A 13,481-nucleotide genomic window follows, 5' to 3' on the forward strand; every position below is an offset into this window, starting at 1 on the left:
CAAGTAAGAGGAAACAAAAAACATGGGCGACTACAGAAGTTCATCACATGTCCATTGGCGTTGTAAATACCACATAGTTTGGACGCCGAAATACAGATTCAAGATCTTGCAAGGTAATGTAGGTAAGGAGCTTTATCGCTTAATCTATATTTTATGCAATATGAAAGATTGTGATGTTTTGGAACTAAATGTTCAACATGGATCATGCTCATCACGATTGTAAGAGCCTCGAAGTGTTTTGCCATCAATTGCAATAACTTGACCTTCAGTAAGGGTGTGTATTGATGATATCCAGTTAATGAAGCACTCATGAAACTGCTCGGGTTCAATCGTAGATATTATTCGAGCAATCGTGTCATCAGCAGGTACACCATGCAAAACAGGTCATTGCGCTGAAACCAATCATGATGACCGAGAATGTATTCACGGATATCAAACCAGCCTTTCGCACCAGCAATCACCGCACATAGCGAGCCCAAAAGGACTTCGAGCAGGCAATAAGTGACCTTTGGGCTTTGGCGTTGATCGTTTGAAAATGTTCTTTGAAGTGGTCGATGTGCATAATGCTTTCCCTAAAAAGAGAGTATAAGATCACAGCTAAATGTGATCGTTAAATCGATCATTAATTTGATTAAAAAACGTTCGCGATGTCCCCTGGGGGTATAACCAGCTTTTTTGGCTTGATCATCCCATACTCGGCTGTGTCCAAATGGGCCACTAGTATAGATATCGTTTGGCATGCTACTTAGATTAAGCATTTTCTTAACTCTCGGATAGTAAATGCTATTCATTTCGTCATAATCGACACTACCTTTAAAAATATCATCAAAATACAGCCTCTCTGGTTGGATCATGACTCCAGTAAAAATTACCGAGCCACCGCCTACACAGGCTCCACGCCATATAGTGATGTTTTTATACTCAGTTGCATCAAGTACGCCGCCAAATGAATCCATATAAGCAGTGTGGCCTGGTATCATTTTCACTTTATTTTTAAACCAAAAAGCCCGCCCATCGGGGGTCATATCATCCGAAAATATTCCTCTAGTATCGGAATTTGGCCATTGAAACCTGCGTTCCAAAAGCGTGACCTCTTCACCCGCTTGGCTAAGTCTTAGTGCTGATATTGCACCGCCAAAACCAGAGCCAATAACCACGTTCTTCGAGTGTTGAGGTGGGATTGGTCGAGTATAAAATAGTTCCGGCACCATTAATTTGTACTTTGTATTTTTAAAAATAAAAGTGTGTGCAGGGTTTGATAGCAAGCTGCTGGTTGCGATAGTTCCGCTACCGAGCAAAAAAATATGACGACGAGAAATTTTTTTCATAAATATCGACCTTTTTATTGTGAATGATTTTAGCCAGAGTTTCCTTTGTCGTTAAGTAAATGAAAAAACAGCGAAAACTGAAATTGGCGAAGGCAAGTTAGGGTAAAGCGACAATTCAATCAGTGATAAAGGGTTTAAAAATAAGATTTCAGATATTTCTTATATAAAATAGTGAGTTATAGAAAATTCAGATTTTTTGTGGGGGAGGCTGTGTGGGCTTGTAGGTTTTTTCTTATTTTTTTTGTGAATTATTGACAGAAAATGGATGTCATACCATTCTCAAAGTGGGTAGGAAAAATGAAGAGGGATTAGTGATGGGTATTAAGCTTAATAGCAAATGGATGGTTTTAATCGCTACTTGTGGTCTGATTATCGCTTATATGCCTTTTGGGCATAGTCGTAGTCACACTTCTGCTACCGTTAGTTTCACTGGCGTGGTTCCAGATATAAAGTGCGATGGTATAAAAAAATTATTACCAACATTTACGGTATTGGATACAAACAATGACGGTCGATTGACGGCAAGTGAGTTAACGGTGATTAAAAATCATGAGTTTTCGTCCGTTGATTTTGATGCAAGCGGATACATAAGCCCGATAGAGCTTAGCGTTTATAAAAAAAGAAATTGTTTGATGTAAGGCATTTATATCCAAACGATAGGTATTTCGATTTTTTCATACTCTCTGTTTTGATGAGAATATTTACCTAACTTGATGGCTTTGATGATCAACTTAGTATTGTTATGAATAACGATGTCATCTGTAAGTATATCGATTAAAGATATACTTACAGAGGTGACAGAGTTTGGGTTTAATCTTAGTGCGGGTTTAGATATGAGTAGGCTTTGGTACTTTTGTTTATATTTATTATCACAATGGTACTCTATGTTAATGAGATAATCGTTCATTGAAAAATTTGCAATAGATAGAAAGTTATCTTTATTAACATTTGATAAGCTTATCGAGCTTTTGTCGATTTTTATAGGTTTTCTATATGTATCAAAGTGTTTATTGTTAGTGTGCTCATAGCAATCCATTAAAAAACAAGATGCGATAATAATAATAGAGCTGAATAGATACTGCATGTTTACCTATCTTATATGTAACAACTTAATACATATGTATATCTACACAAGGTCTGCTAATTACTATACATTTACTTTACGCAGCAATCACATTGATAGATAAGTTTATTGATTTAAATATCCTTGAAGTATAATCTTGCTTGGTTTTTATAAAAACGAGATGTTTCCTCACATCCTGTAGGTTGAGGTTGCGATGCAATGAGAGAATTTTCTTACAGAGAGATGCTATGAAAAATATTATTCTAGTTGATGATCATCCGGTTGTTTTAGCGACGGTTAAAGGTATTGTTGAGAAAGAAGGTTACAAAATTGTTGATCAATTCAGTGATGGCCAAGCTGTACTCAAGAAGTTAAGAAATATAGATTATAAAGTTGATGCTATTATTTTAGATATCAGCTTGCCAGGTATGGATGGGTTAGAATTAACCCAAAAAATAAAGAACTATCTCCCTGAGGCAAAAATATTAATATTTACATCACAAAATTCAATCTATTTTGCACGTCGCTGTATGGAAGCCGGAGCAAATGGTTTTGTCTCGAAAAGTCAAGATGTTAAAGAAATTGGATTGGCTTTAAATACAGTGTTAAGAGGGTATAATTTTTTCCCAGATGGAGCATTAAGTACATTATCGAATAAAAAAATGGGTGATGATCCTTTGAGTATGTTATCTAAAAGGGAGTTTTTAGTTATGAAATTTTTAATCAATGGCAGTAATAATAATGAGATAGCAAGAGAGTTATCATTGAGTGAAAAAACCATTAGTACTTATAAAAAGAGAATATTCGATAAACTGGGTGTCAATCACGTTCTTGAACTGGCAGATTTTGCGAAGAGAAATGACGTATCATGAAAGAAGGCTTGTTAGCTGGCTTATTATTTTTATTAGCTTCTTTCTCATTAGAAAGTAATGGGAAAGTAATTCAACCTAATAAAGTAGAGGTAAGAAACACGAATGTGTTTCTTACTCAAAATGAAAAATATTATTTATCAAATAAAAAAACGTTAAGAGTTGGAGTCAACCTTCCTTCATTTATACCCTTTGATATCGTTGAGGAGGGGCAAGATAATATTTTGTATTCTGGTATAAGTTCAGAGGTTATTGCTATTATCTCTGATATTCTAGATATTGAGCTTGATTTTTATTTTTTTAAGACAAGGAATGAAGCAATAGCTGCTATCTTGAAAAATGAGATAGATTTAATTACATCATCGAATGGGTACGAATTACAGTTTGGGTTGATTTTATCAGAGATTTATTTCCCTGATAGACCGATTTTATTTCGGTCATCAAAAATTAATGAGATAAAAACCGTATCCGTTGCTTATGAGTATCTTGATTCTGAACGTCTTAGAAGTGTATTTCCTCATATAGAATTTTTTTTCTATCCATCAAGAGAAGAAGCGATAGCTGCTGCAGTTTTTGGAGAGGTAGATGCAGTTATCAATGATCTTCTCTCATTAAATCATTCATATAACAACCATTATATTGGTGACTTAAAATATCAAGAAGTGATCCAAGAGGTTGATAGCAAAGGTTTTGCCTTTTCTTTTGATGCAAATAATACAATGTTAAGAAATATATTTAATAAAGTTATCGCAAGTATTGATACTAACACTTTACAACTGATTGTGCATCGATGGAATGGCGGAGGAATTACTCCTCCAACTTTGAATGAGTTAGCTTATATCAAAGAAAATGTAGTAAATAAGTTTGGTCAAGATGAGATATCAGTTGTTGTGATGCCACATCAGGCACCTTTTAGTTATTTGGATGAATTTGACAATCCGCAGGGTATTCTCGTGGAGTTGTTAAACCTGTTTAACATATATACAGGTGTTAAAATAAATTTAATTGTTGAAAAAGAGTTGGATAGTGCATTTTCTCTATTAAAAAATGGTCAAGTTGATTTGGTTGCTATCAATGAATCAAAATCTCGTCGAGAGCATTTTTTGATATCAGATGTTATATTGCGTAATCCTTTTGTTTATGTTACCCATAAGAATGTTATGTTACATGATATTGAAAGTGTAGTTACAACAAAAAATAGTATAATAAAAGAGATGATGGATTTATCTAATTACAAAAACATTCAAACAGATGGTTATTTAAGTGCTTTGACTAAAGTGGTCTCAGATAAAAAATCTACAGCGATCATGCCGATTTCTATTGCTAATTTTTATATTTATCAATACTTTTTTGAAGATTTAGAGGTTAACGGGATTAATTATGAACTACCAAATGCAAAAGTGGCTTTTGCTGCGTTAAACGACAATAAAGAGTTAATGGATTTTGTTAATGGACTATTAAGAGAGATACCTAAAGGGCAAATCGAAGTTATTGCAAATATGTGGAGAAAGAATGCAGTAGTTGCCAATAATACATGGAAAGATTATAAGTATACTGTATATACATTATCAATAAGTATGATTATTATACTGTTTTTAGTTATTATATATATTGTTCTAGCTCGGAAAGCTTTAAAGATTGAGCGTAACTTAAAAAATCAAAACTCAGAACAGTTGAATTTCCTTCAGGATATTGTTGATTCTATACCACATCCAATCTATTTTATGTCTGAAAATTTTAAAATAAAAGTATCTAATGAAGCATTTAAATCAATATTTAACTATCAGAATAGCCACTCCTTTTATTTTTTGAAAAGGTTAGGTTATCCCCAGTACTTAAAGTTAATAAGAAGGCATAAGGAAGTTATTCAATTAAATGAAAGTAGTGTAGAGGATTATACACTTTATATAGATAATCAAAAATATGTCATTTATCACTGGTTGAGAGCATACTCGGACATTAATGGTCATACATCTGGTGTGATTGGCGGTTGGCTAGATATCTCAGAAAGGGCTAAATTATTAGATGAGATTGAGGATGCTAAAGTTGAAGCTGAATCAGCAAACTCAGCGAAGAGTTTATTCTTAGCAACGATGAGCCATGAAATAAGAACACCTATGAATGTGATTATAGGTGCACTAGATTTAGTTATTAATTATGACTATAGTTCAGATGAAAAAAATAAACATTTAAACATAGCATATGATTCAGCTAAAGATTTATTATCATTAATTGGCGACATACTTGATCTTAGTAAGATTGAGGCTAATGAGCTCAATATTATTCCTAAAGATGCAAATTTTAAAGATACGATAAGCTCTATTTTTAATATGTTCTATGGCTTAGCTAAACAGAAAAATGTCCGTCTAATAAAAAGCTATGATGATACTATTGAACCGTTTTTAATGTTTGATGATTTAAGGTTAAAACAAATTTTACTTAATGTCCTTAGTAATGCAGTTAAGTTTACTGATGAAGGCTCAATACAAATAAAATTTGTTAATCTTGGTGTTTTTGATAACCACCAAGAAATAAAAATAGTTATTAAAGATACAGGGATAGGTATTAAACAAGAGGAAGTTGATAAATTATTCAAAACTTTTTCTCAAACATCAAGTTCTTATAATAGAGGTGGAACTGGCCTTGGTTTAATGATTACTAAAAATCTATGTGAGTTAATGTCAGGTAAGATGGATTTAAGTAGTCAAGTTGACATTGGTACTACGGTATCAATGATATTTAAATTTCCGATTGTTGAAAATATAACCTTACTTTATAAAAATTCAGTCGAAGACAAGGATAAAGAAGAGCCGTTTGAAAAAAAGAAAATCTTACTTGTTGATGATCACCCAAGTAATCGTATCATTTTATCTAAACAAATCGAGCAGTTAGGGCATGAAGTATTAACTGCTTGTGATGGTTATGATGCTTTATCCGTGCTTGACAAAAATGTAGATATTAACGTTGTTATTACTGATTGTCATATGCCTGAAATGGATGGATATGAATTGACTCGAAATATTAGAGGTCGATTTTTTTCTCGTAATAATCTAATTATTTTAGGCTTAACAGCCAATGCACAAGCTGATATTAAGGAAAAATGTCTTCTTGCTGGTATGGATGATTGTTTGTTTAAACCTTTAGATATTAAAGAGTTAGAAAGTCGAATTCATGTTAAATATAATGATAATGCCAATGCCAAAAAAGTTAAAGTATCTAAACCTAATCTGGTAATCAATAAGGATGTTCTGATTTATTTGATGAATGCAGGCGTTGATTTAACAGTAGTATTCGACGAGTTTGTGAAAACGACAAGTGTAGATTTGTCAAAATTATCTCAGTCAAATATATTAGAAGATCAAATGGAGCTTATACATCGTATAAAAAGTGCTTCGAATATGCTCGGCTTTCAAGGTATTATAAAAATTTGTTTATCGATAGAAAGCAAATATAAGTTAGAAGATAAAGACATCGAACATCTTCAATCTGAATTCAATGACGTTATTGTAGCGATGGGTGATTTTCTATCTTAGTCATAATTATAGTAAATTAAAAAGGACTAGAATGTTATTCTCAGTCCTTTTTCTATGTTAATTAATTATACCTAATCTGTATCTATTTTTTACTTTTAAACCTAATCAGGGATTTGTTGCGTAATTCAGACTAGAAACCAAAACGCCTAAAGTTGAGCAACTTTTATACAACATACTGAGTTTCAGGCATACCAAGTCCTGTAAGCTTGTTCAGCGCTTTAATCATTGCGTAAGTCTCACCAACCTGAGCGTTGTAATTTCGGAGGCTGAGTTTTCCACCCAACAACTGTTTCACTCGATACATTGCTGTCTCTGATAGCGAGCGTTTATGATAGCCATACCGCTTTTTCCACATATTGTTCGAGCCGTAAATCTTCTGACAACCTACCGCTAAATTGCGAGAATGCCCATGTTCCCAGAAGGCCGCCCCTTCTCGTGGCGGGATGAGTGGAACCGCTCGTTTGATTCGTATAGCATCATAGCAAACCTTTGTGTCATAAGCACCATCACCTGATATCTCAATGATTTTACGACGTGTCTGCTTTAGCAGTTCGCGGTATCAAATGAATCTGTGCTTAAGACTATTGCTAGCCTAACCTCAATATTCGTCGGGATTAGATTAGGTTCGTTTGTTCTTGGCTTGTTTTGGTCAAAAGCGAACGAGACAGGCGTGATTGTAGGAAGCATCACAAGTGTAGTCGCTGTTTTCATCGCGAGATATATGGATGTAGCTTGGCCTTGGTTTGCGCCGATAGGAACCTTCGTATTCTTAGTCTTTGGAGTGCTCGTCAGTTATCGGTGGGGTTTCGTTACTGAGGAACAGCAAACCTTTATTAGTAATCAAAAACATCTATTCGCTAAGCCAACGGCTAGCCATTATGGGTTGTTGGGGTTCGCTGCTGCGACCATTGCTGCTTGTACGGTTTTGCCTGATTGGCTTTATGCTGCATTGTCGTAACGGGTAAATTTATGCTGTCTATCTTTGATATTTATAAGATTGGTGTCGGGCCTTCGAGTTCCCATACCAATGGTCCTATGATTGCGGGTTACCATTTCACTCGCTTGATTAAATCTAATCTGGAAAAAGTTGTTCGTATTCAGGTGGATCTCTACGGTTCTCTGTCACTGACAGGCATTGGTCACCATACTGACCGTGCGACGATCCTGGGGTTGTTAGGTAATAAGCCAGACACTCTTAAAATCGCTTCTGCGAACCGAGCAATGCGTAAAGCAATTGATGAAGGCTTGTTATCTGTTGATGATCGTCATGAGATCAAGTTTAACTACCAGACAGATATGCTTTTTCATGGCGATAACTTACCATTGCATGAGAACGGTATGACGATCACTGCATTTGATGCTCAAGGTAAGCAGCTTGGGTTCGAAACATACTACTCCATTGGTGGTGGTTTTATTGCGACTGCTGATGAACTGCAAAATGGCAATCCTACAACTCCGGTTGAAGTAGAGTATCCGTTTGCAAGTGCTGATGAAATGTTGGCTCAGGCGGAGAAACATGGCATTAGCCTTGGCGGTATGATTCTTAGCAATGAGCAAGCGTTCCAAGATATGCCGGACATCGATAAGCGTGCCGACCAAATCTGGAGAGTGATGATCAGTTGTATGGAGCGTGGTTTCGAAACTGAAGGGATTTTGGAAGGTGGCTTGAACGTGACTCGTCGCGCCCCAAATCTACTGAAAAAGCTAGAAGCCAATACAGCGGTAGAAAACGATCCGATGGAAATCATGGATTGGATTAACCTGTTTGCCTTTGCGGTAAGTGAGGAGAATGCTGCGGGTGGCCAGGTCGTTACATCGCCAACTAATGGTGCGGCAGGCGTCATTCCTGCAGTACTGATGTACTACCATCGCTTTATTAAGTCACTTGATACCAAGCGATTGAAAGATTTCCTCGCCGTGTCAGGCGCTATTGGAATCCTGTATAAAACCAACGCATCGATTTCAGGTGCCGAAGTTGGATGTCAAGGTGAAGTCGGAGTTTCATCATCAATGGCGGCAGCAGGTCTGACAGCACTTCGCGGTGGTAGTAATGAACAGATTTGTATTGCTGCTGAGATTGCAATGGAGCACTCATTAGGTATGACATGTGACCCAATTGGTGGCTTGGTACAAGTGCCTTGTATCGAGCGCAATGCGATGGGAGCGATCAACGCCTCTCATATGGCACTAAAACGCAATAGCAAATGTCTAATATCTTTAGATAAAGTCATTGAAACCATGTACCAAACTGGCAAAGACATGAATAGGAAGTATCGGGAAACATCATTAGGGGGGTTAGCACTAATTCATCTGTCTCCCCCTTGTAATTAAGGTGTAATGCTTGTCTGACATCTAAAAATTATAGTGGTGTGATCTGTACCGGAAAAACAGGACACTTAACTAACGGCTAAGCGACTTTCCCATACCTAAAGTTACCCGCGCTTTCCTAATTTAAGTGAACAGTCTAAGTAACTTTTGTCCAGAAACGTGTTTCAGCGGATGGTCAAGACTTTGTGATCACCGAGCGATTCTGTCGTACCTTAATTACCAAGCAACTTTGTCATATGTTAACTAGCGGCTGAATTTGTCGGTGAGGAGAGGGGATGTAGGGGTATTTCTCTGTAAGAAAGTTTCCTACATAAAAATTTGGTCTCGATACTGCGAATCACAAAAATATCAACTTATGGTTGTTTTGGTTGATATCAACATATGGTTGCTTTTTGAGTAAGTTATTGAAGTAAAAGAAATCGTTGATATCAATTTATGGTTGTTTCAACAAACAATGTAAATACAACCATAAATTGGTTGTATCAACAGTATCGACATGTTTCAACATCAATAATTAATCTGAGCCGCTTTTGCGGCTCTTTTTTATACAAATGAGTTTGTTTCAATCAATAAGATTACCTATATATTCTATTTGATTCGGTTGGTTTTGATTTATACAACCAAACGTAATCTATACCACTTGACGATAAGGTGCGCTTAAATTGGTTGGTTACAGATGTACGGCCACCCACCGCGGTGCTGATACGATATTGAGCAATTGAGGATTAATGAATGTGGCCACTAATATACTAATACCGATTGCTGAGTGGTGATCTAGTTACGACTAAACGCGACGATTTTATACCTAATTGCGTTAGCGATGGCATGTATATTCAACCAACATAGCCTCCATTTATGGAGCTTTATTATGTTGCTCTCGCATCACATGAGCCGGATGGCAGCGCTGAAAAGCTTGTTGTTCAGTGAGCGAAATCGCGTCACCTTATCGATAACCAGTGCCATTCTATGCAGTGTCTTTGAGCTTATCTCTTGGATTTTTCTCTATTTAGCCGTCACTGCGATTTACCATAACGAATCGGCGACAGCTTATTTTCTGATGATGTGTTTGACGGTAATGGGTCGCTACGCCTTTTATGCATTAGCAGTATGGCAAGCACATTTAGCGGCCTATCACATTATTCAGAAAGTAAGGCAACACTTAGTGCGTGCGTTAGCCAAGATGAGAATGGATAAACTGCGCAGCTTGAGTCGGGGCGATATTGAAAAACGCATCACCGATGAATGCCAGAGTCTTGAGCCGCTGATTGCTCACCATGGTACGGATATCATCAACGGCCTTTTGATGCCCCTGTTTATGGTGGGATTGTTATTCTATATTGATTGGCGACTCGCTCTGATTGCTTTAATGCCACTGCCGTTAGCAATGACTGCACAAATTTGGATGATGCGTGGATTTGCTGAAAGACAGCAGAAATATAATCAAATCGTCGCTCATCTGCATCAATCACAAATGGAATTTCTGCGCACCATAGGTGTAATGAAACTGCTTGCAGTTGATGCGGATTCCTACCTTGAACTCAGCAGAACCTTACAATCTCATCATAAGATTGTGACGGGATACACTCAAACGATGGTTAGCGCTTGGGTGACATTTGTCACGCTGGCACAAATTTCGCTGATCTTGGTGTTACCTGTTGCCATCATGCTCGCCAATACGGGCCAATTAACCCTCATTGATTTGGTGATGGTGGCATGCGTGAGTGTGGGATTGCTTAAACCGTGGTTAGACTTAACGCAAGTGTTTGCGCAAATTCAGCAATCGTTCATCGCCATAGACAGAATCCTTCCCTTATGCGGTGAGCCTGAGTCTCATCCTTTCCATTACCCCTCGTCTTTGATGCTTCTTGAGTGCCGTGACCTTGTTGTGGCTCGCGACCCAAAGGTTGCCGTATTGCAACAGGTGAATTTGAAAGCGTATCCCGGACAACGCATAACGATTGAGGGAGCGTCTGGGGTTGGGAAAAGCACGTTACTTGCGTCGTTACTCGGTGAGTTGGAGCCTACTTCGGGTGCTTGGTACATCAATGGTCAGTCAATAACCGATATTGACGATGAGAGCCGTAGTCATTATCTCGCCTCGGTTGATCAGCGAGTGGTCTTTTTTTCTGGATCCTTACGCGATAATTTAATTTTAACGAAACGTCACGTTGAAGAGCATGAAATCTGGCAATTACTGACTTGGTTTGGGCTTAAACCGTTAGTGCAAAGCCTACCTCAGCAGCTCGATTGCCCAATTGGAGAAGCGTGTCGATTGTTCAGTGGTGGTGAAATGCAGCGTTTGGCGATTATCCGCGCCGCTCTCACTAAAGCACCGATCCTAATTTTGGATGAGGCAACGGCCCATTTGGATGCGCTTTCAGAGCAGAGCGTTTTTGAGGCGTTACGCCATTATGAACCAGCTCAGATTCAACTGATCATTAGCCACCGTGCCAGTCAGATTCAGCAGGTTGATCGCCGCTTGGTACTGCTGAACGGTCAACTAGAGGAGAAAGCTGATGAATAGTCTGAGGCGTTTAATTGAACATAGTGGTGCAAAGACACAGCACTTTTGGTTTGGTTTACTGGGCAAAGTCGCTACTGAGCTGATTGGGCTACTGGTCTGGATTATGTTATTTACCTTTCTGCTCTCTTCCGAGTCATTGCCGTTCACTGTCATGTTATTGATAGCGCTGTCGTTGATCTTAGCGCAGTGGATAGTAGGCCAGAGTACCAAGCTCAGTTTTCTTGGTGCTTATCAAATTACCCATCAATTACGTCATCAGTTATTGACCGATATCCGTCTTCAACCCTTGGCTGCTTTACGTGGTAAACGCTTAGGTGAAAAAGTAAAGTTACTCACTTCTGATCTCAAACAGTTTGAAGATATTTTCAGTCACCTGTTGACCGAGTTTGTCGCAACTTGGGCAACACCGATCGTCATGATGATTGTACTTGCACTGATTCAGCCTTGGTTAGCCGTGACTCTAGTGCTGATTTTTGGGTTAGCGTTTAGCGTATTAGTGCTCGTAGAACGGAGATTTAGCTATCAGGCAGACCACACACATCATACCAATGTGCAAAGTAGTAACTTGTTGCTCGAATACCTAGACTGTTTGCCGATGCTGCGCAGCTTTGGACAGAGTGGGCGATTGGCGGACCCACTCTGCCAGCAGATTGAAAAGCAAAAAGATCAGGGACTAGGATTAGAGTGGCTTGGCGGAAGTGGTGTATTGTTAGCAACGCTGATCTTAGAGCTTGGCCTCGTGATCAATTTAGTTTTGGCTGCGTGGTTGGTGGATCTCGATTGGTTGAATCACTCACAATTTTTGGTTGCTGTGGTTGCCACCGTGGTCTCTATTCGTCCACTAGCGCGGATGACGGTGTATGCAGCCTTACTCCGCTATATGTTAAAAGCAGCATCACGTTTACATCAGCTTTCCCAGTTGCCGCAACAAACCTCACAGGGCGTAGAACCTAGTACTTTTGATTTATCACTCAAGAATATTCATCTTTGCTTAGACGACCAGCCAGTACTCAATGGGGTTAACCTTGAGGTGGCGGAGGGTGAGCATATTGTGCTGGTGGGCAAAAGTGGTTCAGGTAAAAGTAGTTTACTCGATGTGTTGGCTGTGTTTCATATCCCCACACAAGGTTGCTTAACTATGGGAGGAAAAACCTTGGATGAAATAGGTACTGAGCACTGGTATCGGCATATCGCCTATGTCACGCAAGAGGTTCAGCTCCTCGGCGGCAGCTTACGAGATAACTTGCTATTGGCCAAACCCGAAGCGAGTGAACAAGTGTTGTGCGAGGCAGTAGAGGCGGCGGGTTTGAGTGAGTTAGTGGCTAAGTTGCCGCACGGACTAGATTCGCGGATTGGTGAAAATGGTAACCAAATCTCTGGCGGGGAGCGGCAGCGTTTGTCGATTGCGCGAGCGCTATTGCATGATGCGCCTATCTTACTGCTTGATGAATTTACCTCCGCACTGGATAGCCAAACTCAGGCCCAAGTGTTGCAAGCGCTTGAGATTCTTTGCCAAGGGAAAACGGTGATTTCCGTAGCGCATCGCCTGGAGACTATTCAGCAAGCTGATACTGTTTATTTGATGGAGGCAGGGCAATTGCGCAAGGTTGAGCAGTATCAACAGGAGGTTACAACAGCCAACTCACAACTCTATAAACCACAACTCTGTAAAAAGAGCGAAATGGCTTAATGGAAAATGGTTCTTAAATCGAGCCAAGATATGTGCTCGGTTTATCCTTAACGATGTGAAGCTACCGCCATCTTGGCTGAGTTTTTTCGCCCCAATCACATGGTCTATTGCTGTGATTGGGGACTCACTCATTTACCGCTAGCCTG

Annotated in this window: 7 protein-coding genes and 4 pseudogenes; 8 read left to right on the top strand and 3 right to left on the bottom strand. The window is 38.7% G+C overall.

Annotated elements, in window-relative coordinates; translation table 11 throughout:
* Window positions 1–22 precede the first annotated feature (22 nt).
* A pseudogene (locus tag AACV32_RS03120) lies at window positions 23–196 on the top strand (transposase); the annotation flags it as partial.
* An 11-nt stretch (window positions 197–207) separates the two neighbouring features.
* Here AACV32_RS03120 and AACV32_RS03125 read toward each other — a convergent pair.
* Both AACV32_RS03125 and AACV32_RS03130 read right to left on the bottom strand, forming a co-directional pair.
* Window positions 208–562, bottom strand: a pseudogene (locus AACV32_RS03125) (ISAs1 family transposase); the annotation flags it as partial.
* A gap of 10 nt (window positions 563–572) precedes the next feature.
* Complete coding sequence (locus AACV32_RS03130; RefSeq protein WP_170895645.1) at window positions 573–1,328, bottom strand: GMC family oxidoreductase; 756 nt, start codon at window positions 1,326–1,328, stop codon at window positions 573–575.
* A 314-nt stretch (window positions 1,329–1,642) separates the two neighbouring features.
* On the opposite strand from AACV32_RS03130, the gene AACV32_RS03135 reads away from it, so the two are divergent.
* The 3 genes from AACV32_RS03135 to AACV32_RS03145 all read left to right on the top strand — a co-directional run bounded on the left by AACV32_RS03135 (window position 1,643) and on the right by AACV32_RS03145 (window position 6,793).
* Window positions 1,643–1,966 (top strand): hypothetical protein, encoded by a 324-nt coding sequence (locus AACV32_RS03135; RefSeq protein ID WP_170895646.1) that lies wholly within the window; start codon window positions 1,643–1,645, stop codon window positions 1,964–1,966.
* Between the two features lie 673 nt (window positions 1,967–2,639).
* Complete coding sequence (locus tag AACV32_RS03140; protein WP_170895647.1) at window positions 2,640–3,263, top strand: response regulator transcription factor; 624 nt, start codon at window positions 2,640–2,642, stop codon at window positions 3,261–3,263.
* The gene (locus AACV32_RS03145; RefSeq protein WP_170895648.1) at window positions 3,260–6,793 is read left to right on the top strand and encodes an ATP-binding protein; all 3,534 of its coding nucleotides are present in this window, start codon (window positions 3,260–3,262) and stop codon (window positions 6,791–6,793) included. The genes AACV32_RS03140 and AACV32_RS03145 overlap by 4 nt, the downstream gene beginning before the upstream one ends.
* Window positions 6,794–6,956: 163 nt before the next feature.
* On the opposite strand, the pseudogene AACV32_RS03150 reads toward AACV32_RS03145, so the two are convergent.
* Window positions 6,957–7,343: pseudogene (locus tag AACV32_RS03150) on the bottom strand (transposase); the annotation flags it as partial.
* Window positions 7,344–7,346: 3 nt separating this feature from the next.
* On the opposite strand from AACV32_RS03150, the pseudogene AACV32_RS03155 reads away from it, so the two are divergent.
* From AACV32_RS03155 to AACV32_RS03170, 4 genes and pseudogenes are all read left to right on the top strand, one after another.
* Window positions 7,347–7,751, top strand: a pseudogene (locus AACV32_RS03155) (sodium:solute symporter); the annotation flags it as partial.
* An 11-nt stretch (window positions 7,752–7,762) separates the two neighbouring features.
* Window positions 7,763–9,124, top strand: coding sequence for an L-serine ammonia-lyase (locus AACV32_RS03160; protein ID WP_170895649.1), 1,362 nt, complete (start codon window positions 7,763–7,765; stop codon window positions 9,122–9,124).
* Between the two features lie 865 nt (window positions 9,125–9,989).
* Window positions 9,990–11,645 (top strand): ABC transporter ATP-binding protein, encoded by a 1,656-nt coding sequence (locus AACV32_RS03165; protein ID WP_017050341.1) that lies wholly within the window; start codon window positions 9,990–9,992, stop codon window positions 11,643–11,645.
* Window positions 11,638–13,335 carry an ABC transporter ATP-binding protein gene (locus AACV32_RS03170; protein WP_017050342.1) on the top strand — a complete coding sequence of 566 codons (1,698 nt, stop codon included), beginning with the start codon at window positions 11,638–11,640 and terminating at the stop codon, window positions 13,333–13,335. Before AACV32_RS03165 ends, AACV32_RS03170 begins: the two co-directional genes overlap by 8 nt.
* The last annotated feature ends 146 nt before the right edge of the window (window positions 13,336–13,481 follow it).

The organism is Vibrio sp. B7, assembly GCF_963888765.1.
GTDB classification, from domain to species: Bacteria; Pseudomonadota; Gammaproteobacteria; order Enterobacterales; family Vibrionaceae; genus Vibrio; species Vibrio anguillarum.

Excerpts from the sequence above, each read along its gene's own strand:
- AACV32_RS03130 (WP_170895645.1), bottom strand. The coding sequence starts at position 1,328 with ATGAAAAAAATTTCTCGTCGTCATATTTTTTTGCTCGGTAGCGGAACT.
- AACV32_RS03135 (WP_170895646.1), top strand. The coding sequence starts at position 1,643 with ATGGGTATTAAGCTTAATAGCAAATGGATGGTTTTAATCGCTACTTGT.
- AACV32_RS03140 (WP_170895647.1), top strand. The coding sequence starts at position 2,640 with ATGAAAAATATTATTCTAGTTGATGATCATCCGGTTGTTTTAGCGACG.
- AACV32_RS03145 (WP_170895648.1), top strand. The coding sequence starts at position 3,260 with ATGAAAGAAGGCTTGTTAGCTGGCTTATTATTTTTATTAGCTTCTTTC.
- AACV32_RS03160 (WP_170895649.1), top strand. The coding sequence starts at position 7,763 with ATGCTGTCTATCTTTGATATTTATAAGATTGGTGTCGGGCCTTCGAGT.
- AACV32_RS03165 (WP_017050341.1), top strand. The coding sequence starts at position 9,990 with ATGTTGCTCTCGCATCACATGAGCCGGATGGCAGCGCTGAAAAGCTTG.
- AACV32_RS03170 (WP_017050342.1), top strand. The coding sequence starts at position 11,638 with ATGAATAGTCTGAGGCGTTTAATTGAACATAGTGGTGCAAAGACACAG.